Raw genomic sequence first — 23,924 nt, forward strand, 5'->3', positions numbered from 1 at the left:
TGCCGTCGAGCGTCCCGTCCATCAATCCTCGTTCAGGAGCCGATGCTCGCCGACACGCATGACCTTCATGATGTTGGTCTGGCCCTCGACACCCGAGCGGTCGCCCTTGGTGATGATGACCAGATCGCCATCGCGCACCGTGCCGCGGCGCAGCAGTTCCTCGATCACCTCGCAGTTGACCTCATGGATGTCGGTGCTGCCGACATCGAAGGCCACCGGATAGACGCCCCGGAACAGGCGGACCTTACGCTGCGTCGGCTCTGAGCGCGTCATGCCGTAGATGGGGATGCCCGAGCTGATACGCGACATCCATTTGACCGTCGAGCCGGTCTCGGTCAGCGCAGCGATGGCCTTTACGCCCAGATGGTTGGCGGTGTACATGGCCGCCATGGCGATGCCTTCGTCGACGCGCCCGAACACCGAGTCGAGCCGGTGACCGGAGCGGGTGACGTTCTTCTCGGCCTCCAGACAGATGCGGTCCAGAGCCTCGATCACCTTGGCCGGGTTCTTGCCGATCGAGCTTTCGGCCGAGAGCATCACGGCATCCGTGCCGTCGAGCACGGCGTTGGCCACATCGAAGACCTCGGCGCGGGTCGGGATCGGGTTCTCGATCATCGACTGCATCATCTGGGTGGCGGTGATGACGACGCTGTTCAACTCGCGCGCGCGGCTGATGAGACGCTTCTGGACCGCCGGCAGCTCGGCGTCGCCGATCTCCACGCCCAGATCGCCGCGCGCGACCATGATGGCGTCGGCGGCATTGATGATATCGTCGATGCCCTTGAGCGACTCGGCACGCTCGATCTTAGCGACGATGCCGCCGCGTCCGCCGGCTTCGTAGAACAGCTCGCGCGCCAGGCGCACGTCGTCGCCGTTGCGCACGAAGGAGACGGCCAGATAGTCGGCGTCGATCTCGGCGGCGAAGCGGATGTCCTCTTTGTCCTTGTCGGTCAGAGCCGGGGCCGAGAGTCCGCCGCCCTTCTTGTTGATGCCCTTGTTGTTGGAGAGCGCGCCGCCAACGACCACCTGGCATTCGATACGCCCGTCGACCACCGCGTCGACCCAGAGTTCGATCGCGCCATCGTCGAGCAGCAGGGTGTCGCCGTGGCGCACGTCGTCGGCCAGCTCGACATAGGTCGTGCCCACACGCGTCTGGTCGCCGGCATCGATCGGGCAGGCAGTGTCGATGGCGAAACGGTCGCCCCGGGCCAGTTGGATCTTGCCGTCGGTGAACTTGCCGATGCGGATCTTAGGGCCTTGCAGGTCCATCAGGACCGAGATCGCCTGACCGGCGGCCAGTGCACGCGCACGGATGCGCTCAGCGCGCTCGCGATGGCGATCATGGGTGTCGTGTGAAAGATTGAGTCGGACGACATCGACGCCGGCGGCGAGGATCTCATCCGTGACCGAGACCGGATCGGTCGCCGGTCCCAGGGTTGCAACGATTTTGGTGCGTCTTGGCATGGTTGTAGTTAAGTCTTGAGCGTCCAGCATTCAGGGTTCAGCGTTCGGTCGTCAGCCAGATTCACGGGTGAGCGACCGAACGCCCATGGCGCCGCGATGCTGGATCAGTCCTTCGCCCGCGTTTCGAGCATGGCGACGGCGGGCAGGGTTTTGCCTTCGAGATATTCGAGGAAGGCGCCGCCGGCGGTCGAGATGTAGGAGACCTGGTCGTAGATGTCGTATTTCTGGATCGCGGCGATGGTGTCGCCGCCGCCAGCCAGACTGAAGCCGGCGGCCTTAGCGATGGCCATGGACACGGTCTTGGTGCCACCGCCGAACTGATCGAACTCGAACACGCCGACCGGACCATTCCAGACGATGGTGCCGGCCTTGGCGATGATGTCGGCCAGTGCCTGGGCCGAGTCCGGGCCGATGTCGAAGATCATGTCGTCCTCGGCGACCTCGGCCGCCGCCTTGGTGACAGCGGGTTCGTTCTCATTGAACTGCTTGCCGCAGACGACATCGGTGGCGATCGGGATGCTGGCGCCGCGCGCGGTCATCTTTTCCATCAGCATCTTGGCGGTCGGGATCAGATCATGCTCGCACAGCGACTTGCCGACCGGAAAGCCGGCCGCCGCCAGGAAGGTGTTGGCGATGCCGCCGCCGACGACGAGCTGATCGACCTTCTCGGACAGCGCTTCGAGCACCGTGAGCTTGGTCGAGACCTTGGAGCCGCCGACGATAGCGACCATCGGACGCGCCGGGTTGGCGAGTGCCTTTTGCAGCGCGTCCAGCTCCTGGGCCAGCAGCAGGCCGGCGCAGGCGGCCGGGGCAAACTTGCCCGCGCCGTGCGTTGAGGCCTGGGCGCGATGTGCGGTGCCAAAGGCGTCCATGACGAAGACGTCGCAGAGCGCAGCGTATTGCTTGGAGAGCGTTTCCTCGTCCTTCTTCTCGCCCTTATTGAAACGCACGTTCTCCAGCAGCACCAGCTCGCCGTCAGCGACTTCGGGCGCCTGATCCAGATAATCGCGGACCAGACGTACCTCGCGTCCGAGCTTGGCGGCGAGCGCCTCGGCGACCGGCTGGAGCGAATCGGCCTCGGAGAAGACGCCTTCCTCGGGACGACCCAGATGCGACATGACCATGACCTTGGCGCCGGCCTTGAGACAGTGCTCGAAGGTCGGCATCGAGGCGGTGATGCGTGCGTCCGAGGTGACCTGACCGTTCTTGACCGGGACGTTCAGATCCGAGCGGATCAGCACCCGCTTGCCGGCCAGATCCAGGTCGGTGAGCTTGATGAAGGACATGAGTCGTGTCTCCTCGTAAGTTTGGAATTGTGATGTCAAAGCGATCCGCGAAGCCCTGTGGCTTGGCGCATGGCTCTAGTCATCGAGCCGGATTCGTGCGGGAAACTCCGGTGCGAGTTGTGATAGTTGCAGTTGACCGCCCGCCGCGTAGAACGACATGACGCCATCGATGCACAGCCAGACTTCCAGCGCCCCGCACTCGAAATACAGTGCGCGTTTTTCGGCCATTTCATCCGCCGTATTGCTCCCGGAACGCACCTCGATACAAATCTCCGGCGCGATGGAGCAGTCGGTCTCGCCGCGAATGATGCGAATGCGTTCATGACTGGCCCAGGCCACGTCGGCCACCCGCGTCCCCTTGCGCGTGCGGATCGCACATTCGGGCAGGGCACGACCATCCTTGAGCAACGAGCGCAATAGATATTCGATCTCACCCTGATAGAGCGAATGAATGACCTTGACGGCATTCATCACGATCTCGCCTTTTTCATTGGTTTCGATCTTGAAAGGCAGATCGCGCAAACTCGGGTGTTCACAGACTTCACTCCATTGCATGGGGAGAACTCCGGATTCGTTGTTGGCTCCCACGCGCCGGCGTGGGAGCCGCAGACGCTTACTTGGCGACGTGCTCGACTAAGCGCAGCATGTTGCAGGTATAGCCGTACTCGTTGTCGTACCAGGCCACGACCTTAACGAAGGTCGGGTCGAGCGCGATACCGGCTTCGGAGTCGAAGATCGAGGGGTTGGCGCAACCACGGAAGTCGGTCGAAACGACCTTCTCATCCGTGTAGGCTAGCACGCCGGCCATATCACCGGACTCAGAGGCCGCCTTCATGGCGGCACAGATCTGGTCGTAGCTGGCTTCCTTGGATAGCTCGACGGTCAGGTCGACGACCGAGACGTCGGAGGTCGGTACGCGGAAGGCCATGCCGGTGAGCTTGCCGTTCAACTCAGGCAGCACCTTGCCGACGGCCTTCGCGGCGCCGGTGGAGGAGGGGATGATGTTCTCCAGGATGCCGCGACCGCCGCGCCAGTCCTTCATCGAGGGACCGTCGACCGTCTTCTGGGTCGCGGTGGCGGCGTGCACGGTCGTCATGAGGCCGCGCTTGATGCCCCAGTTGTCGTGCAGCACCTTGGCGACCGGCGCCAGACAGTTGGTGGTGCAGGAGGCGGCCGAGACGATGGCCTGGCCCGCGTATTCTTTGTGGTTGACGCCATAGACGAACATCGGGGTGGCGTCCTTGGACGGGGCGCTCTGCACGACTTTCTTGGCGCCGGCCTGGATGTGCTTCTGGCAGGTTTCTTCAGTGAGGAAGAAGCCGGTCGACTCGATGACCAGATCGACGCCGACCTCGCCCCACTTGAGGTTGGCCGGATCGCGCTCGGCGGTCAGGCGGATGCGCTTGCCGTTGACGATCATGGTGTGGCCGTCGACGGCGATGTCGCCCTTGAAGTTACCGTGGACCGAGTCGTACTTGAGCATGTAAGCCAGGTAGTCGGGATCGAGCAGGTCGTTGATGGCCACGACCTCGATGCCGGGGAAATCCTTGGCGATAGCGCGAAACGCCATGCGGCCGATGCGACCAAACCCATTGATGCCAACCTTGATTGTCATGCGGTAGAACTCCAGTGATAAAAAAGGACGGGTATTTTAAACCCTGTCAGGTGGCGACAGGATGAACACGGGCCATGAGCCGATGTGCGGTCATCCTGTCGATTCCTACATGATTGAAAGCCGAGGTACGGCTCAGAGCACGCCGCGAACCGTGGCGACCAGGTTCTCGACCGTGAAGCCGAACTCCTTGAACAGCGCGCCGGCCGGGGCGGACTCGCCGAAGCGGTCGACGCCGAGCACCGCGCCCTGGGTGCCGACGTATTTCCACCAGCCGTCGGTGACAGCGGCTTCGACCGCCACGCGCGCGGTGACGGCCTTGGGCAGTACGGATTCCTTGTAGGCGGCGTCCTGGGCGTCGAAGGTGTCGGTCGAGGGCATGGAGACGACGCGGATGGCCTTGTCGCTCATGGCCTCGGCGGCCTTCATGGCCAGTTCGACCTCCGAGCCGGTGGCGATGATGATGGCATCCGGGGTGCCGGCGCAATCGCGCAGGATGTAACCACCGCGCGCAATGTTGGCCAGTTGCTCGTCGGTGCGCGGCATGTGGGCCAGATTCTGACGCGAGAAGATCAGGCAGCTTGGTGTGCTCGTGCGCTCGATCGCCAGCTTCCAGGACAGGGCCGATTCGACCGCGTCACAGGGACGCCAGACGCTCATGTTCGGGATCAGGCGCAGGGTCGGGATCTGCTCGACCGGCTGATGGGTCGGGCCGTCCTCGCCCAGACCGATGGAGTCGTGGGTGTAGACGAAGATCGAGGGCACCTTCATCAGCGCGGCCATACGCAGGGCATTGCGCGCGTACTCCGAGAACATCAGGAAGGTTGCGCCATAGGGGATGAAGCCGCCGTGCAGCGCGATGCCGTTCATGATCGCCGACATGCCGAACTCGCGCACGCCGTAGAAGATGTAATTGCCGCCGTCGTTTTTGCTCACGCCCTTGCAGCCCTTCCACAGCGTGAGGTTGGAGCCGGCGAGGTCAGCCGAGCCGCCCATCAGTTCGGGCAGCAGCGGACCGAAGCCGTTGAGTGCATTCTGCGAGGCTTTGCGCGAGGCGATGGTCTCGCCCTTCTCGACCACAGACTTGACGAAGGCGTCGGCTTTTTCCGACCAGTCGGCGGGCCGCTCGCCGGCCATGCGACGTTTGAACTCGGCCGCTTCGGCCGGAAACGCCTTGGCATAGGCATCGAACTTGGCGTTCCAGTCGGACTCGGCGGCGGCGCCGCGCTCCTTGGCATCCCAACCCTGACGGACATTGTCCGGGATCACGAAGGGCGCGTGGTTCCAGCCCAGGTTCTCGCGGGTCAGGGCGATTTCAGCGTCGCCGAGCGCCGCACCGTGACACTCTTCCTTGCCCTGCTTGTTCGGCGAGCCGAAGCCGATGATGGTCTGGCAGCAGATCAGGGTCGGCTTGTCGGAGACGGCGCGCGCCTGCTCGATGGCCGCCTTGATAGCGTCGGCGTCATGACCGTCGACCTTGGGGATTACATGCCAGCCATAGGCCTCGAAACGCTTGGGCGTGTCGTCGAGGAACCAGCCGGGCGTGTCGCCATGACCGCGCACCTCACCGTCGATCGAGATGTTGTTATCGTCGTAGAGCGCGATCAGCTTGCCCAGACCCAGGGCGCCGGCCAGCGAGCAGGCTTCGTGCGAGATGCCTTCCATCAGACAGCCGTCGCCGAGGAAGACATAGGTGTTGTGATCGACGATCTCGTGACCCGGCTTGTTGAACTGCGCGGCAAGTGCCTTCTCGGCGATGGCCATGCCGACGGCGTTGGTGATGCCCTGACCGAGCGGGCCGGTGGTGGTCTCGACGCCCGGCGCATAGCCGTACTCGGGGTGACCGGGGGTTCTGGAGTGGAGCTGACGGAACTGCTTGAGGTCTTCGATGCTCAGATCATAGCCGGTCAGGTGGAGCAGGGAATAGATCAGCATCGAGCCATGGCCGTTGGACAGCACGAAACGGTCGCGGTCAGCCCACTTCGGGTTGTTCGGGTTGTGGCGCATGAAGTCGTTCCACAACACCTCGGCGATGTCGGCCATGCCCATAGGCGCGCCCGGATGGCCCGAGTTGGCCTTCTGAACCGCATCCATGGCGAGCGCGCGGACGGCATTGGCGAGTTCTCTGCGTGAGGACATGAAGCCCCTCCTGAAATTGAGTTAGCGATGGTCGAAAAGCGTGCGCCTGTACCCCACCGACGGCGTCGCGTCGGTGACGACGGCCGGACGATCCGCTCGGCGGCGCGGAATCGGCGATGGGTTCGTGGGCGGGTAGCCACGAGGAACCAGGGGGCGTTTAGCGATTTGTAATTTTCTAATATTAAAAATTGACGCACGAAATGGCCAGCGTTTTTATCGGGTACGCTCGAACGGGCGTGCGCACCCGGCCAGACCGAACGACCGCGGCGGGCGTCTCAGTTCGCTTTCCACTTGATCGAACAGCCCATGCTCGGGATCTGCTCGGCAGGACCGTTGCCGGTCTCGGCGACCTGCTTCATGGCTTCGAACAGGTCGCGACGCACATCCGGGGGCGCGGCCTCCTTGCGGCTGGCGTCGAGCCGACCGCGATACTGGAGTCCCAGTTCGCCGTTGTAGCCGAAGAAATCCGGGGTGCAGACAGCGCCATAGGCCCGTGCGATCGCCTGGCTTTCGTCGTAGAGATAGGGGAAGGGGAAACCGGAGTCCTCAGCGACCTGCTTCATGCCGTCGAAGGAGTCCTCGGGGTAGTCGTTGGCGTCGTTGGAGCTGATGGCCACGCAGCCGATACCGAGCGCAGCCAGTTCGCGCGCGTCGCGTACCAGCCGATCGCGGATCGCCTGGACATAGGGGCAATGGTTGCAGATGAACATGACCAGCAAACCGCGCGGACCCTTGCACTGGTCGCGGGTCCAGATCCGGCCATCGACCCCCGGAAGCGAGAAGTCTGGAGCGGGGGCGCCAAAGTCGCAGAGCGGGGTTTCGGTCGATACCATAAAGTCCTCCGAGCGTGGGCGTTCGGTTTGTAATGATCGGGCGATGGTACCGGAAGTCCGCCCGATTCAAAATCTTGCATCGCACAATGGGGATTGAAACGCGAGATTCCAGGCTTCGAGTCTAGTTTCAAGAGCCAAATCGACGCGCTATCATGCCCGGCTTCATCAACGCGCTATCCGGCGCCCCGAACCCAGGTCTCGTGATCGACTATGAGCAAGGACTATATCTTTACCTCCGAATCCGTTTCCGAAGGCCATCCGGACAAGATGGCGGACCAGATTTCCGACGCCGTACTCGACGAGATCTATCGCCGCGACCCCAACCACGCCAAGGCGCGCGTGGCCTGCGAGACCCTGGTCAAGACCGGTTTCGTGATGCTGGCCGGTGAAATCACGGTCACGGACGCCGATCTCAAGATCGACTACGAGCGGGTGGTGCGCCGTGTGGTCAAGGAGATCGGCTACGACAACTCCGACGTCGGTTTCGATGGCAACAACTGTGGGGTGCTGATCGCGCTCGGTGAGCAGTCCAAGGACATCAATCAAGGTGTCGACCGCGAGACCGAGGAAGCCCAGGGCGCGGGCGACCAGGGTCTGATGTTCGGCTATGCCACCAACGAGACCGACATGCTGATGCCGGCGCCGATCGATTATGCGCATCGGCTGGTCAAGCGTCAGGCCGAGGTGCGCAAGAACGGCACCCTGCCGTGGCTGCGTCCGGACGCCAAGTCGCAGATCACCGTGCGCTACAGCAACGGCAAGCCGGTCGGGGTCGATGCCGTGGTGCTGTCGACCCAGCACAGCGAGGATGTCAGCGACAGCGTGCTGCATGAGGCGGTAATGGAAGAGATCATCAAGCCGGTGCTTGGCACGACGGGCTGGCTCCATGCCGGCACCCAGTATCACATCAATCCGACCGGTAAGTTCGTCATCGGTGGGCCGGTGGGCGACTGCGGTCTGACCGGGCGCAAGATCATCGTCGATACCTATGGCGGCATGGCGCGTCATGGCGGCGGTGCCTTCTCGGGCAAGGATCCGTCCAAGGTCGACCGTTCGGCGGCCTATGCCGGTCGCTATGTGGCCAAGAACATCGTCGCCGCCGGGCTGGCCGACAAGTGCGAGATCCAGGTCTCCTATGCCATCGGTGTCGCTGAGCCGACTTCGGTTTCGATCGAGACCTTTGGTACGAATCAGATTAGCGAGGATCGCATCATCGAGCTGATCCGTGCCCATTTCGATCTGCGTCCTTACGGCATCATGCGGATGCTGGATCTGACCAACCGCGAGCTGATCAAGTATCAGGACACGGCGGCCTATGGTCACTTCGGGCGCAGTGAGCCTGGATTCACCTGGGAGCGCACCGACAAGGCCGACGAGCTGCGCGCAGCGGCTGGGATTTGAGCTTGAGTTGAGTTGATGGACGGCGGGATGGGCGAGGGAGTGCCTGTCTCGCTGATGGTTTGAAATTTGCCGCAGTCGCACATCGAGTCAGTGCTGAGAGAATTGATAGGTCTCGGCTATGTTACATGCCGCGAAGGAAGTGTTCAGTATACATTGCCGGAAACTGCGACTTGGAAGCAGAAGTGACTCTGTCATCGCAGCAAGATGCGGCGAAAAACGAACTTTCTCACAGGAAACCTCAGCATGATCCAAACCATTGAGGCTGCCATCGACGACAGCGGACAAGTGCATTTTTATCAGCCGCTAACAATCAAAGGCGTTCATAGAGCTTTGGTGACGATCCTGGACGAACCTCCCGCACAGTACATGGAGCAGGTACTGCCCGTCGTTGAACCAAACGATGCAGAACCGAAAGAGCTCTTCGGTCTCTGGCGGGACTATTCGGAAACAGAATCGGTCGACGGCTATGTGAGAAATTTGCGCAAAGGGCGATTTTAATGCTGGTTGATACAGATGTGCTGATTTGGTACATGCGTGGTCATGCCGGCGCTTACGATACGATTGAATATTTGCCTGATATCACGCTATCTGCCGTCACCCAAATGGAGTTGATGCAGGGGATGCGAAACAAAGGCGAAATGCTTGCCTTCGAGACTACGCTGGTGCGCTGGCAGGCTAAACTGGAACCAATCACCCAGGCGATTTCGGATCGCGCAGTGATTCTGGTTCGTGACTATGCCCTCAGCCATGCCATGAAAATGGGCGACGCCTTGATTGCAGCAACAGCGTTGGAATTAAGTCGGCCGCTTTTGACGGCTAATTCCAAGCACTATCGCATGATCAAGAGTTTGGATTTGCATCAGTTCAGGCCATGAGCGTTTCTACACTATAGTAACGGAGCAGGATGCTATGAGAACGAGTCCCCTTATGCGCGATTTTCCGTATTTTGCGAAATCGGGAAGAGGAAAAATGGGATGAGTGGTTCAGTCAAAGGCCTAGCTGTTTACTTCGATGATCGTCATCTGCATGTTGAACTTGAGGATGGTCGGATTATCTCGACGCCGATGTCATGGTATCCGGACCAGTCGTCTCAGCGACCTGAATCTGGCCAAGCTGGACCAATACTTCCAGACCTACGGATTCGACCTGTCCGCCGAAGACGACAAGGAACGCCTGCTCCGCAACGCCGACCTGATGACGGACCAGCGGCAAGTCACAGTGGCCGGCCTGCTCCTGTTCGGAATCCACCCGCAGCGCTATCTGCCCTTTGCCGCGATCTCGATCGCCCGCTTCGCCGGAACCGAGATCGCCGATGAGCTGCTCGACCAGCAGGTCATCGACGGACCGCTCGATCAGCAGGTCGATTCCGCCCTCGCCGTCATCAAGCGTAATCTGTTTCGTCCCAGCCGCATCGAATCGACACGCACGGTCGATAGCCGTTTCCAGTATCCGGACCGGGTCTTTCGCGAACTCATCGTCAACGCTGTCGTCCATCGCAACTACGCCATCCACGGCTCACGGATTCGCCTCCTCATGTTCGAGGACCGGATCGAGTTCATCAGCCCCGGTCGGCTACCGAACTCGGTGACGGTGGAGAAACTGCGGGTCGGCGTCTCGTGCGCGGTCAACCCGATCATCCTGCGCTATATGGAAAACCTGCGCTATGTCGATAAACTCGGGCGTGGTCTGCCGATGGTCTATCGCGCAGCCGAGCAGGCCGGTAAACGCATCGACTGCGAGGAGTTCGGCGAGGAATTTCGGGTCGTGCTCCAGCTTTGATCATAACGACGCGCCATAGCGGTCGAGGAATGGCTCATCCTGTGCAAGCCATCACCGAAATGACACCGGGAGCACGCCATGCAAGATGATCTGGATCAGGCCCGCGCCTGGGTCGATGCCGACGCGCCGGTCCTCTGGCTCTTGGGCAAGACCCAGTCCGGCAAGACCAGCATCGTGGCCGAGATGACCGGCCAGGGCTATGACGAGGTCGGTCGCGGCTACAAGCCCATGACCCAGGAAAGTCGCCTCTACGACTTTCCGCCCGAGAAGCCGGCGATGCGCTTTCTCGATACCCGCGGCCTCGCGGACTGTGTCGACAGCGACCCCGACTCTGAACTGGCCCAGGCGCGTGAACAGGCGCATCTGCTGGTCGTGGTACTCCGGGTCGATGACCTGGATGTCAAAGACATCGTCGACATCGTCGACCAGACGCGCCGCCGCCGGCGTGAGTTGCCGGTGATCGTCGCCCAGACCGGGTTGCATCGCTGCTATGGTGAACATGATCGCCATGTCCACCCATACCCCTTCGACGGCAGCTGCGACGACGCCGACCGCGCCGGCGTGCCCTATCCGCTCAGCCGCGTCATGCTGGCCCAGCGCCTGCTGTTCGACCGGATTCCAGGCACGCCGCCATTGTTCGTGCCGCTGGATTTCACGCGCCCGGAACAGGGCATCGCACCGGCCGACTATGGCGCCGAACGGCTGTGGGATGTGCTGGAGCAGATCCTGCCGGAGGTCTCGGAGCGTTTGCGCGGCCATACGGCACGCTCGACCACGATTCGCGCCAAGGTGATCCTGCCCTGGGCGATGGCAGCGGCGACGGTGAACGCCGTGCCTATCCCCGTGGCCGGCGGACTGGGGTCGGCCAGTCTGCAAGCGGCCATGGTGGTGCAGATTGCCCAGCGGCTGGGTTTTCCGACCAACTGGGATCTGTGGCGCGAGTTCGTCGGCGCGCTCGGCGCCGGCTTCGCACTGGGCTTCGGCGGTAGCTGGGCGGCGCAGCAGATCCTCAAGGTCGGACTCGGCTGGGGCACGGCGATCGTCGCGTCATGGACCTTCGCCATCACCTGGGCGATCGGCGAGGCGGCGCTCTACTACTTCAGCGAGAAGGCCGCCGGGCGAGACCTGGATCACGAACGACTGCGCGCGCGTTACCATCAGGCTCTGCGTGAGGCGCGCGATCGCTACAAGACCCTCAAGCGCGACCGGGAATAGGAGGAACCGACATGACGCAGACGTCCGCCTGGCGTGAATTGAGGCGACATCATCGGCGCAAACTCTGGTGGCTGGGGCTGCTCGGCGCCCTGATCCTGATTCCATGGTTGGCTGGACTGGCCGCCGGCGTTTGGTTCATTGCGCACCAGGGTTGGACCTGGTATTGGTGGGTCAGCTCGGTGCTGCTGATCACACTCGGTTTCTGGCTGGTACTGTCGAAGCTGCATCGGCCACAGCCGCCGCACATCACGCTGCCTTTTGCCTCGCCAGGGGCCTCGGAGGCCGAGCGTACCGCCCGACAGGCCTTGCGCCAGCGCGCTGAAGCCGTCGAGGCCAGGGATCTGGACAGCTTCGAGGCCATCGCGCCCCTGATACAGGGGGCCTTCCATGACGTGGCTCAAGCCTATTCACCGGACGATCAGGCGGCGTTGTGGCGTTTCACGCTGCCGGAACTGCTGTTGATGGTGGAGGATTTTGCGCAACGTCTGCGCACGAGGGTGCTGCTGGAACTGCCGATGGTTCGGCATATCGAGCTGTCCTGGGTCGTCACGCTCCTGGATCTGGCCGGCCCGGTCGGCCGGTGGTGGAGCGTCCTGCGTCTGTTGCGCTGGGTCGACCCGAGCCAGGCGCTGTTGGCGGAGTTGCGCGGCGGTTTGACGGGCAAGGTGTTCAGCGGTGTCGGCGAGACGGCGAAGGCACAGGTCGGCGTGATCCTGATCGAGCAGGCCGGCGAGACGGCGATCAAGCTCTACTCCGGCACGTATCGGCGTCGGGTCGATGAGTTACGGCCGACTGCGCCGCAACCCCTCCCGGAGACGCCTGACGCCCCGCTGACGATCCTGCTGGCCGGACGCCGCAATGCCGGAAAGTCGGCCTTGCTCAATGCCCTGCTCGGCAAAGCCAGAGAGCCGGTCGGTTTGCTGACGCCCGCCACGGCCGACTGTCGCGCCTATGAATTTCAGTCGGCACAGGCCGGTAAGCTGATCCTGGTCGACTGTCCCGGCAGTGACGGCCGGCCGAACGAACCCTGGCTGGTCCAGGCCGCGCAGAGCGATCTGGTGCTGTGGGTCGCGGCGGCGAATCGCGCCGATCGTGCCGCCGATCAACGGGCGCTGACCGCGCTCGATGCCCTGACCGAACGCAACCGGACGACACGCCGCATCCCGCGCGCGCTGGTGCTGACCCATGCCGACATGCTCGACCCGCCCCAGGAATGGACGCCTCCCTATGACCCGGATCAGGGGCTGGGCCTGAAGGAACGCGAGATGCGCGAGGCACGCCAGGCGGCCTGTGAGCAACTCGACGTGCCCCTGCATCAGTGTGCGCTGGTGGCCATCCGTCCCGGTGAGCCGCTCTGGAATCGTGAGGCCCTGGAGCAGGCCATCATTCAGGTTCTGCCCGAGGCACAGCAGAAACGGCTCGAACGCGGGTTGGGCAAGGACGGTTGGTTCACGAAGTCGAAAGACGTCGTGCTCACAGCGCCGAATCTCATCGACACTTTCAAATCATTCACGGGTCGGATGCTGAGCCGGACATGGAGATCGCCATGAACGCGTATCACCTGCCGTTCACGGACGAAGAATTACGATGTACTCCGGTTCGAGGGTACGATCTATAATGTTGGTTCGACCAGTATGACCGCCCGATGCAGGACCGCTTCGCCGGATAAGACAATGACAGACGAGGAATTCCGCGTCATGGCCCAACTCTAACCCAGACACGCCTGCCACCGAGGAGCGTTGCGACCTGAATCCCAGGATTCAGGCCAGGCTCGGTGGCAGGATTTCACTGTTCCAACGGCGCTCACTCACGTTCTATCGAGGTTTGATTCACATGAGTGAGTTCACCGACTACAAGGTTGCTGACATCAATCTGGCCGACTTCGGCCGCAAGGAGATCGCCATCGCCGAGACCGAAATGCCCGGTCTGATGGCGATTCGCCGCAAATACGCTGCCGACAAGCCGCTCACCGGCGCACGCATCACCGGCAGTCTGCACATGACCATCCAAACCGCCGTGCTGATCGAGACTTTGGTCGATCTCGGCGCCGAGGTACGCTGGTGCTCGTGCAACATCTTCTCGACCCAGGACCATGCCGCCGCCGCCATCGCCGCGCGCGGCATTCCGGTTTATGCCTGGAAGGGCGAGACCCTGGAAGAATACTGGTGGTGCACCGAACAGGTCATCAACTGGCCTGACGGCAAGGGTCCGAACATGATCCTCGACGACGGCGGCGATGCCACGCTGCTGGTCCACAAAGGTGTCGAGTTCGAAAAAGCCGGTGCCGTGCCCGCGCCCACGGCGGACGACAACGAGGAATGGACCGCGATCCTCGGCGTGCTGGGTCGCACCTTCGAGCGCGACCGCCAGCACTGGCACACACTCGCCGCCGACATCAAGGGTGTGACGGAAGAGACCACCACTGGCGTGCATCGTCTCTACGAGATGGCCAAGAACAGCGCGCTGCTGTTCCCCGCGATCAACGTCAACGACTCGGTCACCAAGTCCAAGTTCGACAACCTCTACGGCTGCCGTGAGTCGCTGGTCGACGGCATCAAGCGCGCCACTGATGTCATGATCGCCGGCAAGATCGCCATGGTCTGCGGCTATGGCGACGTCGGCAAGGGCTGCTGCCAGTCGCTGCGCGGTCTGGGCGCGACCGTGTGGGTCTCCGAGATCGACCCGATCTGCGCACTCCAGGCGGCGATGGAAGGCTATCGCGTGGTGACCATGGAAGACGCGGCTCCGGTCGCTGACATCTTCGTCACCGCCACCGGCAACTTCAACGTCATCACCCATGACCACATGGCGGCGATGAAAAATCAGGCCATCGTCTGCAACATCGGTCACTTCGACAACGAGATCGATGTCGCCGGTATCAGCAAGTACCAGTGGGAAGAAATCAAGCCGCAGGTCGACCACATCATCTTCCCCGATGGCAAGCGCATCATCCTGCTGGCCCAGGGCCGTCTGGTGAATCTGGGCTGCGCGACCGGGCATCCGAGCTTCGTGATGTCCAACAGCTTCGCCAACCAGGTGCTGGCGCAGATCGAGCTGTTCACCAAGACCGAGCAGTATCCGGTCGGCGTCTATGTGCTGCCCAAGCATCTCGACGAAGACGTGGCGCGGCTGCATCTGGAAAAGATCGGCGCCAGGCTGACGGAGCTGTCCAAGACTCAGGCCGACTATATCGGCGTGGCCGTCGAAGGGCCGTACAAGCCGGAGCATTATCGGTACTAATGGGCTGATCGCCTGTTGTCCTGATCGCCGGTCGTGTGCCTCGGTGCGCGACCGGCGTTGTCACTCTGGAGGCTCCCACATGACGACTTCCACGACCCCGAAGCGGGTCTACAGTGTCGAGCTGTTCCCCCCCAAGACCGCCGAGGGGATGGACAAGCTCAAACAAGAAATTCCCAAGATCAACGCCCTTGGCCCCGCCTATTTTTCCGTGACCTATGGCGCCGGTGGCTCGACCCGCGAAGGGACGTTCGAGACCGTCGCCTGGCTGCGTTCGCAGGGCATCGACACCGCACCGCATCTGGCCTGCATCGGCTCGACGCGCGCTCAGGTGCGCGAGATCCTGGCGCATTACCACGAGCAGGGCATCAACCGTCTGGTGGCGCTGCGCGGTGACTTGCCATCCGGCATGGGCGCGGGCAACAGCGGCGACTTCCGCTATGCCAACGAACTGGTGAGCTTCGTGCACGCCGAGTTTGGCGGTGCCTTTGTGATCGAGGTCGCCGCCTATCCCGAGTATCACCCCCAGTCGGGCAGTCCGGCGCGCGATCTGGAGAACTTCAAGCGCAAGGTGGAGGCGGGCGCCGATGCCGCCATCACCCAGTATTTCTACAACGCCGATGCCTATTTCGGCTTCGTGGATAGCTGTCAAAAAGCCGGGATCACGATCCCCATCGTTCCAGGCATCATGCCGATCACCAACTACACCCAGCTCGCCCGCTTCTCGGACGCCTGCGGGACCGAGATCCCGCGCTGGATCCGGCGGCGGCTGGAAGGCTATGGCGACGATGTCGAGAGTATCCGCGCCTTCGGGCACGAGGTGGTGCTCGGGCTGTGCCGGCGGCTGATCGACGGCGGCGCGCCTGGTCTGCACTTCTACACCATGAACCAATCGGGTCCAGTGGCCCGGCTGTGGCGTGAGCTGGGATTGTCCGATTGAGAATTTTCAAATCATTCGCGGCTCTGGATTGCTAATCTCAACCCCGCGAAATCATCCACTCCTCCTTGTTCAAGGCCGCCCACTGATTTGGGGCGGCTTTTTCTTTTCTGTATGACGGGTCGCTACGGTCGAGACGCGCCGCGCGGCGGATGGAATAATGCGCCATTGCATCCATCAACCACCCCCGGCCACCCGGCCCGAGACCCACGCCATGTCCGACCTCGATCGACTCTACCGACTCGGCCCGATCCATCTCGCGCCCAGCGTGACGCGCTGGCAGGCCGCGACCCTGCTGTTCGGCGCCTTTTTCTCCATCGGCCTGATGACCTTCATCGCCATCGGGCAGACCTATATCCTCAACGAACATCTCGGCATCCCAACCGACGAGCAGGGCACTATCAGCGGCGATCTGGTGTTCTGGACCGAGATCATTACCCTGGCGCTGTTCATTCCGGCCGGCATTCTGGTCGACCGTGTCGGTCGGCGTCTGATCTTCGCTATCGGCTTTCTGCTGCTGGCGGTGACCTATGTTCTCTATCCGATGGCCGGCTCGGTCGACGATCTCTATCTTTACCGCATCGTCTATGCCCTGGGCGTAGTCACGGTCGCCACCGCGCTTTCGACCGTGATGGCCGACTATCCGGCCGAACGCTCGCGCGGCAAGCTGGTGGCCACCGTGGGGGTACTCAGCGGACTAGGGATCGTCGTCATCAACCAGTTCTTCGGCGGTCTGCCGAAGACTCTGATCGCCGATGGCCTGGACGGCGTCACGGCGGGCTATGTCACCCATTACATCGTGGCCGGGGTCGCGGTGGTGGTCGCCGTTTTCGTCTGGCTGGGCTTGCAGAAGGGTACGCCGATGCGCCACGAGGAGCGCCCGGCAGTGCGTGAGCTCTTCGTCAGCGGTTTCGCGCAAGCGCGTAATCCTCGCATCTTACTGGCCTATCTGGCCGCCTTCATCGCGCGCGGTGATCAGTCGGTCAATGCCACCTTTCTGATCCTGTGGGGCACGACGGCGGGGCTGGCGGCGGGCATGGACACGGCCGAGGCCATCAAGAATGGCACGATCATTTTCGTCATGGCCCAGGTCGCGGCCCTGGTGTGGGCGCCGATCATGGGGCCGTTCATGGATCGAATGGACCGCGTGACGGGGTTGGCGCTGTCCATGGCACTGGCGGCGATCGGTAATCTGGCGGTGATCTGGTTGGTCGATCCGCGTCCCGGCTCGGGTTGGATCTTCTTCGTGCTGCTCGGCATCGGTCAGATCAGCGTTTATCTGGCCTCGCAGTCGCTCGTTGGACAGGAGGCGCCGCTGAATAAGCGCGGTTCGGTGATGGGGGCATTCAACGTCGCCGGGGCGATCGGCATCCTGATTATCACCGTGATCGGCGGGCGGCTGTTCGATGGGGTCGCACCCTATGCGCCCTTCGTGCTGGTAGGCTGTATCAATGTGCTGCTGTTCGTGCTCTGTGTGGCCGTGCGTCTGAGCGGACCGGCCAAGCCGGCTGTGGCGCTGGAGAAAGTCTGAATCCCGAAGCGAACGAGGCGTGGTCTGTGCCGCGCTTCTTCGATGTGTGCTAGCATTTCTTACGGCGTATTACTTCAGGAGAGCCGAAGATGAGCACTTCAACAGTCACCAGCAAGGGCCAAGTCACGATCCCGCAAGCGTTACGTCAACGCCTTGGCATTCGCCAGGGCAGCACGGTGAAGTTTTCACTGGTCGACGATCATGTCGAGATGCAGGTCGTGCAATCTCCGGTCTCGGTGCCAACCAGCGGTTTTGGCCTGCTCAAAAGCAAGCGTACGGCTGTGCCGGCTGATTTCGATCCCGCAACCCTGATGACACCATGATCGGCCTCGATACCAATGTGCTGGCTCGGTACTATGTCCAGGATGAGAGCGATGCCGAGGCCCAGCACCAGCATGAAGCGGCACGCACATTGATCGAGTCCGGCGTGCCGCTCATGGTGTGCACCACGGTGTTGCTGGAGTTCGAGTGGGTGATGCGCGGGTATTACGGGTTTTCACCAACCGAGATTGCGACGGTCATGCAGCATGTGCTGTCGCTTTCTCACGTTGAGATCGAAGAGCGGGACAGAGTCGTGCAAGCGATCTCTCATGCGGCGGCCGGATTGGAGTTTGCCGATGCGCTTCACTTGAGCAGCTATCGGAATTGTGACCGCATGGCTTCGTTCGATGATCGCAAACTTGCCCGCCGCGCCAAGCGCCTGAATCTGACACCGCGCATTTTTGTGCCGCAGTGAGGCGAGCGGGGTGGAGCCTAAAACGACCAAGGCGCGGCCTGAGCCGCGCCTTGGTTCACACGGACAGGATCGCGATCAGAGCAAGGGCACCAGCAGCAGTGCCACGATGTTGATGATCTTGATCAGCGGGTTGATGGCCGGGCCGGCCGTGTCCTTGTAGGGATCGCCGACGGTATCACCCGTGACCGCCGCCTTGTGGGTCTCGGACCCCTTGCCGCCGAAGTGGCCTTCCTCGACATACTTCTTGGCGTTGTCCCAGGCGCCGCCGCCGGTGCACATCGAGATGGCGACGAACAGACCCGTAACGATGGTGCCGATCAGCATGCCGCCGAGTGCGCGGATTCCGGCACCGTCGCCCATGAGGATGTTCATGCCGATGGCCACCGCAACCGGAACCAGGATCGGCAGCATCGAAGGAATGACCATCTCTTTGATGGCAGCCTTGGTCAGCAGATCGACGGCCTGCGAGTAGTCCGGCTTGGCCGTGCCTTCCATGATGCCCTTGATCTCGCGGAACTGACGACGCACCTCGATGACCACCGAGCTGGCGGCGCGACCGACGGCTTCCATCGCCATGGCGCCGAACAGATAGGGCACCAGACCGCCGATGAACAGACCGATGATGACCGCTGGATCGGACAGGCTGAAGACCTGCATCTTGCCGGCGACTTCCAGGTTGTGGGTGTAGTCGGCGAAGAGTACCAGCGCCGCCAGACCCGCCGAACCGATGGCATAGCCCTTGGTCACGGCCTTGGTGGTGTTGCCGACCGCATCGAGCGCATCGGTGGTCTTGCGCACGTCTTCGGGCAGGCCCGACATCTCGGCGATACCGCCGGCGTTGTCGGTGATCGGGCCATAGGCGTCGAGCGCGACGATCATGCCGGCCATCGACAGCATGGCCGTGGCGGCGATGGCGATGCCATAGAGATCAGCGGCCATATACGCAGCCCAGATCGCGATACAGACGGCGAGCACCGGCAGCGCGGTGGACTTCATCGAGACCGCCAGACCGGCGATGACGTTGGTCGCATGTCCGGTTTGCGAGGCCTCGGCGACATACTGGACCGGATGGTACTCGGTGGCCGTGTAGTACTCGGTGATGAACATGAGCGCCGCCGTCAGACCCAGACCGATGAGCGCGCAGAACAGCATCGCGAAGAAGTGCTCGCCCATGATCAGTCCGGTGACGATGGCGAAGAAGATGAAGGCCAGACCGCCCGCGACCGCCGTGCCCCGATAGAGGGCATTCATGATCTTGCCGCCTTCGTTGGCCTTGACGAAGAAGGCGCCGACGATGGAGGCAATGATGGAAACCGCGCCCAGGGCGAGCGGATAGAGGACATAGTTCATGTCGATGCCGCCATCGGCACCCTTGAACATGAGTCCACCCAGAACCATGGTAGCGATGATGGTGACCGCATAGGTCTCGAACAGGTCAGCGGCCATGCCGGCGCAGTCGCCGACGTTGTCGCCCACGTTGTCGGCGATGACGGCCGGGTTACGCGGGTCGTCCTCAGGGATGCCGGCCTCGACCTTGCCGACCAGATCAGCGCCGACATCCGCGCCCTTGGTGAAGATACCGCCGCCGAGTCGGGCGAAGATGGAGATCAGCGAGCCGCCGAAGGCCAGACCGATCAGGGCATGGAGCGCGGTTTCATCGGCGCCCAGATACATGAAGTAACCAGCCACGCCGATCAGACCCAGACCGACCACCAGCATGCCGGTCACGGCACCGCCACGGAAGGCGACGGCCAGGGCCGATTCGAGGCTGACGGTCGCGGCCTGCGCGGTACGCACGTTGGCGCGTACTGACACATTCATGCCGATATAGCCCGCCAGACCCGAGAGGATGGCGCCGACGGCGAAACCGCCCGCCGTAGCCATACCGAGGAACAGCCAGAGGACGACGAAGAGTCCGGCACCCACCATGCCGATGGTGGTGTACTGCCGATTGAGATAGGCCCGGGCGCCGGCTTGGATAGCTGCGGCGATTTCCTGCATCCGCTCGGAACCGGCGGACTGGGCCGTGATCCAGGCCACGACCGCGAGGCCGAAGACGATGGCCAGGCTACCAGAGCCGATGGCGAGCCAAAGAACAAAATCTGTCGACATACGTATCCCCCCGTTTACGGGTTATATGCGTTGGAAAGAGCCGAGCAGTGGCGACAATCGCAACATCTGGAATACGGCTTCGGACGAACCGATGTGCCGCCAAAAACGGCACGAAACTTTAGCACAAAGAATTTGTCGTTTTCCGTCCGGGCGGCGTTTTGGGGCGTCTTTATTTTTCTAAATGCTCAGCATTCATTTTTCTGAGGCTGAATCCGGGGCGGCTGCGTCCAGATACGCCCGGAAGGCCGATGATCCGATCCCTTTGAAATCCTCGCCTTCACGCACGATGAAATAGGCCGCGATCCCTTGCGCCTCGGCGAGCGCGGGTCCGCGTTCCTCGCCGAGCACCATGAGTGCGGTGGCCAGTCCGTCGACGACCCGACCGATCTCGCCGATCACGGTGACCGAGCCAAGCTTGCGGTCGACCGGGGTTCCGGTCATGGGGTCGATCTCGTGCGAATAGTGCTTGCCGTCCTGCTCGAAGAAGTTGCGATAGTCGCCCGAGGTCGAGAGCGCATGGCCCGAGAGCGGGACGACGCGATGCACGGCGCGCCGGTCAGGCCGTGGCTGCTCGATGGCGATACCCCAGGGCAGGCCCTTGGCGTTGCGTCCCTTGGCGCGGATGGCTCCGGCGATGGCGACCATGTAATCGCTGACACCGCGCGACTCCAGCCAGTCGACGAGCCGGTCGGCGCCATAGCCCTCGCCGAGCGAGGACAGATCGATGTAGAGATCGCCACGCGCCTTGCGCACGGCGGGTGGCTCGCTGCGCAGTTCGAGCTTGCGATAGCCCACGCGCTCACGCGCGGCCTGGATCTCGGCCTCGGTGGGCCGCCGGTCGGGGCGGCGCTCGGGACCGAAGCCCCAGAGGTTGACCAGCGGGCCGATGGTCACGTCATAGACCCCATCGGTCAGGGCGGCGATGTGCTGACCCTCGGCGATGACGGCAAGCAGATTCTCCGAGACTGGAATCCAGTCGGTGCTTGGATTGGCGTTCAGGCGCGACAGCTCCGAGTTCTGATCATAGGTCGAGATCTCGGCGATGACGGCATCGAGCACGCCGAGCAGCTCCGGCTCCAGGGTCTCGGCGCTCAGTCCGGCGGGTGGACGGGCAATCTTGACCGAGTAATAGGTACCCATGGTCGGGCCGGACAGCTCGATCATGGGGTCGTTGTGCTCGCTACAGCCGCTCAGCGCGACGAACAGCAGCGCGAGGGCAATGCACCAGCGTGAAGCCCGAACAAAATCGGTCATGGGGGCGGGGGTAACCATTCGGTCTCCAGTACGTTCGCGTTGTACGGCCTCTGATGTGGCGCTGGGTTCTGGCACCTGAGAGCGCAGTTCCATCATGGACGACTTTGACTTATTCTGAACCGCTGCTTGTTCGTTCTATGAGTCGAAATCACAATGGGCCAATCAATCATGCTATTGAGATACTCCATCGCATCGGCCCTGCTGTTCATCATGGCTTCGACAGGACAGGCAAGCACGATATCGATCCCCTCCTATGATGTTTCGACCACCGGCATCGATTCTAACCCATTTCAGGTGTCTGTCATTCAGGATGCGTCCAGGGCGTTAACGATTGACGAGATCGCATCAGGGCGGATCGAAGGCACTCTGACATCCTCCCGGTTCTACCTGAAATCCACGGACGTTAACTATTGGTTTGTTTTCACTCTGGAGAACACGTCCAGTCAGTCGGTCAATCGCGTTATTCGCTTTGACGAACCCTTTACCGAGCATGCCAGTCTCTACTACCGCCAGGGTGAATCCTGGCATGAGCTCTCAGCCGGACTCGCGGTGCCGATTAAGGAGCGTCGTGTCTATAACCGAAATCCTGTCTTCCCGGTGAGACTCGATCCAGGGGAAACCAAGACCGTCTATCTGAAGCTTCAGTCCAATTACGGCAGGCTCACTATTGGTTTGTATTGCGAAAAGCCGGAAATCTTTCTGAATTGGGAGTTGCTACAAACAGCCTGTTACCTGTTTTATTTTGGTGCCGCTAGCGCCTTGATTATTTATAATTTGTTTTTGTTTTTTGCGCTCAATGAGCGACTCTACCTCTATTATGTTTTGCATGGGCTTTCGTATATCGTCTGGGTGTTTCTTTACAGCGGCTTCGATCTTTACCTCGGCATCGGAAAAAACCTTCACTACGGGCTAAACCCTGTTACAAATTTTGTTTTGATATTTCTCATTTTATTTACCAGGAGATTGCTGCAAACGGAAGTCAATTTTCCAAATATTGATAAGATTTTAATCGGGATTGCTATCGCGGCATTGCTGCTAGGAATCGCTAGTTTTTCTGATATATATTATTATCAATACCTTACATTTCTTGGACTATCGGCTTATCTATTTTTTATGTTTTTGGGCGTATATGCAGTACTGAAGCGCGTCACGCTGTCCGGTTACTACCTACTGAGCATGGTGCTCTATTTTTCCGGAATTATTCTGCTCGCCTTGCTGTTGATGGATCTTGTTAACTACAGTCTGTTTGCGCGATATCTGTATATGCCTGGATCCTTGGCTGAATTGACCATTTTCTCCCTGGCGTTAGCGTATCGGGTTAAGTTATTGCAGAATCAGAACACGGCATTTCAGCAACAGTTGATCGAAACCGAACGAAAAGCGAAAGCGCGCCTGGAAGCGCAGGTGGCCGAACGCACCGAGGAACTCAGGCAGGCCAACGTCAAGTTGGAACGCATGGCCATGAAGGACGGTCTGACCGGATTGGCAAATCGGCGATTTCTCGATGAACGTTTGCGCTACGAATGGCAACGATTAAAGCGCGAGCAGGGTGTTCTCGCCGTTATTTTATGCGATATCGATTATTTCAAACGATTCAATGATTACTATGGTCATCAGGGAGGCGACGAATGTCTCATCAAAGTGGCGCAGGCGATTCAGAGCAGCCTCCAGCGCCCCGGTGATCTGTGTGGACGCTACGGAGGTGAGGAGTTTTTGATTCTGCTGCCGAACACGGATATCCAGGGTGCGGCCATCACCGCCGAAAGAATTCGTTCAGCGGTCGAGGCGCTGAGGATCAAACATCTGGAATCCGACATCGCTGCTTATGTCACCCTGTCGCTCGGTGTCGCTACGGCGAGCCCACATGAGGGCCGTAGCGCGGAACATCTCGTTTCGGTAGCGGACGAGGCCCTGTATCGAGCTAAGGATCAGGGCCGTAACCAGGTTGTCCTGATGTCTCCCCGGCCTAAAGTCGAGAAATTCCCGCCTTCTCATGGAAGCGCAACCGCTACAGTCTCACGCGGAGGCGGTGCCTCGTATTCCTGACGAAATGTCAGCACCTCCTTGGCGCGCATCGGCGGGCTGGGGACTGGGCTGAGGCTGATACACCCCTCACGGCAGTCCTCGACACAGATACTGCACAGGATGCAGCGGCTGTGGTCGATGGCCCAGGTCTTGTCCTGCTTGTTGACTTGGATGGCCAGCGTCGGACACTTGTGGGCGCAGATGGTGCAAAAGTTACAGTTGTCGATCCGAAACTCGATATGACCGCGCGTGCGGGCATAGGGCGTGCGCCGCTCAGTCGGATAGAGCCGCGTGACGGGTTTGTGCAGCGCACTGCGCATCACCAGATTCGAGATAGGCCACACCGACCAGGACCAGGACATG

21 protein-coding genes and 1 riboswitch are annotated in these 23,924 nt (G+C 61.4%); of the genes, 12 read left to right on the forward strand and 9 right to left on the reverse strand.

Annotated features, from left to right (window positions below; genetic code table 11):
• Positions 1-21: 21 nt before the first annotated feature.
• The 6 genes from pyk to GJ668_RS01150 all read right to left on the reverse strand — a co-directional run bounded on the left by pyk (position 22) and on the right by GJ668_RS01150 (position 7,334).
• Entirely contained in the window at positions 22-1,464 is a 1,443-nt protein-coding gene (pyk, locus tag GJ668_RS01125; protein ID WP_155448260.1) for a pyruvate kinase, read from the reverse strand.
• Between the two features lie 104 nt (positions 1,465-1,568).
• Positions 1,569-2,750 (reverse strand): phosphoglycerate kinase, encoded by a 1,182-nt coding sequence (locus tag GJ668_RS01130; RefSeq protein ID WP_155448261.1) that lies wholly within the window; start codon positions 2,748-2,750, stop codon positions 1,569-1,571.
• Positions 2,751-2,825: 75 nt separating this feature from the next.
• Positions 2,826-3,305, reverse strand: a complete 480-nt coding sequence (locus GJ668_RS01135) for a Uma2 family endonuclease (protein ID WP_155448262.1) — start codon at positions 3,303-3,305, stop codon at positions 2,826-2,828.
• 58 nt (positions 3,306-3,363) lie between these two features.
• Positions 3,364-4,365 (reverse strand): type I glyceraldehyde-3-phosphate dehydrogenase, encoded by a 1,002-nt coding sequence (gene gap / locus GJ668_RS01140; RefSeq protein WP_155448263.1) that lies wholly within the window; start codon positions 4,363-4,365, stop codon positions 3,364-3,366.
• Between the two features lie 132 nt (positions 4,366-4,497).
• Complete coding sequence (gene tkt, locus GJ668_RS01145; RefSeq protein WP_155448264.1) at positions 4,498-6,501, reverse strand: transketolase; 2,004 nt, start codon at positions 6,499-6,501, stop codon at positions 4,498-4,500.
• Positions 6,502-6,776: 275 nt separating this feature from the next.
• Positions 6,777-7,334, reverse strand: a complete 558-nt coding sequence (locus GJ668_RS01150; RefSeq protein WP_155448265.1) for a thioredoxin family protein — start codon at positions 7,332-7,334, stop codon at positions 6,777-6,779.
• 210 nt (positions 7,335-7,544) lie between these two features.
• Between GJ668_RS01150 and metK the strand changes: the two genes are divergently transcribed.
• The 11 genes from metK (at position 7,545) to GJ668_RS01205 (ending at position 18,170) form a co-directional block, all read left to right on the forward strand.
• On the forward strand, positions 7,545-8,735 hold the full coding sequence (gene metK, locus GJ668_RS01155) for a methionine adenosyltransferase (protein ID WP_155448266.1): 1,191 nt from the start codon (positions 7,545-7,547) through the stop codon (positions 8,733-8,735).
• 243 nt (positions 8,736-8,978) lie between these two features.
• Positions 8,979-9,233: a hypothetical protein gene (locus GJ668_RS01160; protein WP_155448267.1), complete on the forward strand. Its 255-nt coding sequence runs from the start codon at positions 8,979-8,981 to the stop codon at positions 9,231-9,233.
• The gene (locus GJ668_RS01165) at positions 9,233-9,610 is read left to right on the forward strand and encodes a type II toxin-antitoxin system VapC family toxin (protein ID WP_155448268.1); all 378 of its coding nucleotides are present in this window, start codon (positions 9,233-9,235) and stop codon (positions 9,608-9,610) included. The genes GJ668_RS01160 and GJ668_RS01165 overlap by 1 nt, the downstream gene beginning before the upstream one ends.
• Positions 9,611-9,776: 166 nt before the next feature.
• Positions 9,777-10,514 carry an ATP-binding protein gene (locus GJ668_RS01170; protein ID WP_246194577.1) on the forward strand — a complete coding sequence of 246 codons (738 nt, stop codon included), beginning with the start codon at positions 9,777-9,779 and terminating at the stop codon, positions 10,512-10,514.
• A 78-nt stretch (positions 10,515-10,592) separates the two neighbouring features.
• Positions 10,593-11,729, forward strand: a complete 1,137-nt coding sequence (locus GJ668_RS01175) for a YcjF family protein (RefSeq protein ID WP_155448270.1) — start codon at positions 10,593-10,595, stop codon at positions 11,727-11,729.
• An 11-nt stretch (positions 11,730-11,740) separates the two neighbouring features.
• Positions 11,741-13,279 carry a GTPase family protein gene (locus tag GJ668_RS01180; protein ID WP_155448271.1) on the forward strand — a complete coding sequence of 513 codons (1,539 nt, stop codon included), beginning with the start codon at positions 11,741-11,743 and terminating at the stop codon, positions 13,277-13,279.
• A gap of 175 nt (positions 13,280-13,454) precedes the next feature.
• Positions 13,455-13,541: riboswitch (S-adenosyl-L-homocysteine riboswitch) on the forward strand.
• Between the two features lie 21 nt (positions 13,542-13,562).
• Complete coding sequence (ahcY, locus tag GJ668_RS01185) at positions 13,563-14,969, forward strand: adenosylhomocysteinase (protein ID WP_155448272.1); 1,407 nt, start codon at positions 13,563-13,565, stop codon at positions 14,967-14,969.
• A 79-nt stretch (positions 14,970-15,048) separates the two neighbouring features.
• Positions 15,049-15,906, forward strand: coding sequence for a methylenetetrahydrofolate reductase [NAD(P)H] (gene metF / locus GJ668_RS01190; RefSeq protein ID WP_155448273.1), 858 nt, complete (start codon positions 15,049-15,051; stop codon positions 15,904-15,906).
• Between the two features lie 211 nt (positions 15,907-16,117).
• A complete protein-coding gene (locus GJ668_RS01195; protein ID WP_155448274.1) occupies positions 16,118-17,434 on the forward strand; it encodes an MFS transporter in 1,317 nt (438 codons plus the stop codon).
• Between the two features lie 89 nt (positions 17,435-17,523).
• Positions 17,524-17,757, forward strand: coding sequence for an AbrB/MazE/SpoVT family DNA-binding domain-containing protein (locus GJ668_RS01200; RefSeq protein ID WP_155448275.1), 234 nt, complete (start codon positions 17,524-17,526; stop codon positions 17,755-17,757).
• A complete protein-coding gene (locus GJ668_RS01205; protein ID WP_155448276.1) occupies positions 17,754-18,170 on the forward strand; it encodes a type II toxin-antitoxin system VapC family toxin in 417 nt (138 codons plus the stop codon). The genes GJ668_RS01200 and GJ668_RS01205 overlap by 4 nt, the downstream gene beginning before the upstream one ends.
• A gap of 75 nt (positions 18,171-18,245) precedes the next feature.
• Here the strand turns inward: GJ668_RS01205 and GJ668_RS01210 are convergent, their stop codons facing one another.
• Both GJ668_RS01210 and GJ668_RS01215 read right to left on the reverse strand, forming a co-directional pair.
• Positions 18,246-20,282 carry a sodium-translocating pyrophosphatase gene (locus GJ668_RS01210; RefSeq protein ID WP_155448277.1) on the reverse strand — a complete coding sequence of 679 codons (2,037 nt, stop codon included), beginning with the start codon at positions 20,280-20,282 and terminating at the stop codon, positions 18,246-18,248.
• 192 nt (positions 20,283-20,474) lie between these two features.
• Positions 20,475-21,554 carry an FAD:protein FMN transferase gene (locus tag GJ668_RS01215; protein WP_155448278.1) on the reverse strand — a complete coding sequence of 360 codons (1,080 nt, stop codon included), beginning with the start codon at positions 21,552-21,554 and terminating at the stop codon, positions 20,475-20,477.
• A gap of 135 nt (positions 21,555-21,689) precedes the next feature.
• Between GJ668_RS01215 and GJ668_RS01220 the strand changes: the two genes are divergently transcribed.
• Positions 21,690-23,582: a diguanylate cyclase domain-containing protein gene (locus GJ668_RS01220; protein WP_155448279.1), complete on the forward strand. Its 1,893-nt coding sequence runs from the start codon at positions 21,690-21,692 to the stop codon at positions 23,580-23,582.
• Here the strand turns inward: GJ668_RS01220 and GJ668_RS01225 are convergent.
• Positions 23,528-23,923, reverse strand: coding sequence for a 4Fe-4S dicluster domain-containing protein (locus tag GJ668_RS01225; RefSeq protein ID WP_155448280.1), 396 nt, complete (start codon positions 23,921-23,923; stop codon positions 23,528-23,530). The two genes, GJ668_RS01220 and GJ668_RS01225, sit on opposite strands and share 55 nt — an antisense overlap.
• Position 23,924 lies beyond the last annotated feature (1 nt).

It is taken from the genome of Allochromatium palmeri, assembly GCF_009720725.1.
GTDB lineage: Bacteria > Pseudomonadota > Gammaproteobacteria > Chromatiales > Chromatiaceae > Thermochromatium > Thermochromatium palmeri.

Coding starts and splice junctions, on each gene's coding strand:
- GJ668_RS01200 (WP_155448275.1), top strand. CDS start 17,524: ATGAGCACTTCAACAGTCACCAGCAAGGGCCAAGTCACGATCCCGCAA.
- GJ668_RS01160 (WP_155448267.1), top strand. CDS start 8,979: ATGATCCAAACCATTGAGGCTGCCATCGACGACAGCGGACAAGTGCAT.
- GJ668_RS01135 (WP_155448262.1), bottom strand. CDS start 3,305: ATGCAATGGAGTGAAGTCTGTGAACACCCGAGTTTGCGCGATCTGCCT.
- GJ668_RS01165 (WP_155448268.1), top strand. CDS start 9,233: ATGCTGGTTGATACAGATGTGCTGATTTGGTACATGCGTGGTCATGCC.
- GJ668_RS01130 (WP_155448261.1), bottom strand. CDS start 2,750: ATGTCCTTCATCAAGCTCACCGACCTGGATCTGGCCGGCAAGCGGGTG.
- GJ668_RS01170 (WP_246194577.1), top strand. CDS start 9,777: ATGGTCGGATTATCTCGACGCCGATGTCATGGTATCCGGACCAGTCGT.
- pyk (WP_155448260.1), bottom strand. CDS start 1,464: ATGCCAAGACGCACCAAAATCGTTGCAACCCTGGGACCGGCGACCGAT.
- tkt (WP_155448264.1), bottom strand. CDS start 6,501: ATGTCCTCACGCAGAGAACTCGCCAATGCCGTCCGCGCGCTCGCCATG.
- metF (WP_155448273.1), top strand. CDS start 15,049: ATGACGACTTCCACGACCCCGAAGCGGGTCTACAGTGTCGAGCTGTTC.
- GJ668_RS01180 (WP_155448271.1), top strand. CDS start 11,741: ATGACGCAGACGTCCGCCTGGCGTGAATTGAGGCGACATCATCGGCGC.
- GJ668_RS01175 (WP_155448270.1), top strand. CDS start 10,593: ATGCAAGATGATCTGGATCAGGCCCGCGCCTGGGTCGATGCCGACGCG.
- GJ668_RS01220 (WP_155448279.1), top strand. CDS start 21,690: ATGGGCCAATCAATCATGCTATTGAGATACTCCATCGCATCGGCCCTG.
- GJ668_RS01195 (WP_155448274.1), top strand. CDS start 16,118: ATGTCCGACCTCGATCGACTCTACCGACTCGGCCCGATCCATCTCGCG.
- ahcY (WP_155448272.1), top strand. CDS start 13,563: ATGAGTGAGTTCACCGACTACAAGGTTGCTGACATCAATCTGGCCGAC.
- GJ668_RS01215 (WP_155448278.1), bottom strand. CDS start 21,554: ATGGTTACCCCCGCCCCCATGACCGATTTTGTTCGGGCTTCACGCTGG.
- GJ668_RS01225 (WP_155448280.1), bottom strand. CDS start 23,923: ATGTCCTGGTCCTGGTCGGTGTGGCCTATCTCGAATCTGGTGATGCGC.
- GJ668_RS01210 (WP_155448277.1), bottom strand. CDS start 20,282: ATGTCGACAGATTTTGTTCTTTGGCTCGCCATCGGCTCTGGTAGCCTG.
- GJ668_RS01150 (WP_155448265.1), bottom strand. CDS start 7,334: ATGGTATCGACCGAAACCCCGCTCTGCGACTTTGGCGCCCCCGCTCCA.
- metK (WP_155448266.1), top strand. CDS start 7,545: ATGAGCAAGGACTATATCTTTACCTCCGAATCCGTTTCCGAAGGCCAT.
- gap (WP_155448263.1), bottom strand. CDS start 4,365: ATGACAATCAAGGTTGGCATCAATGGGTTTGGTCGCATCGGCCGCATG.
- GJ668_RS01205 (WP_155448276.1), top strand. CDS start 17,754: ATGATCGGCCTCGATACCAATGTGCTGGCTCGGTACTATGTCCAGGAT.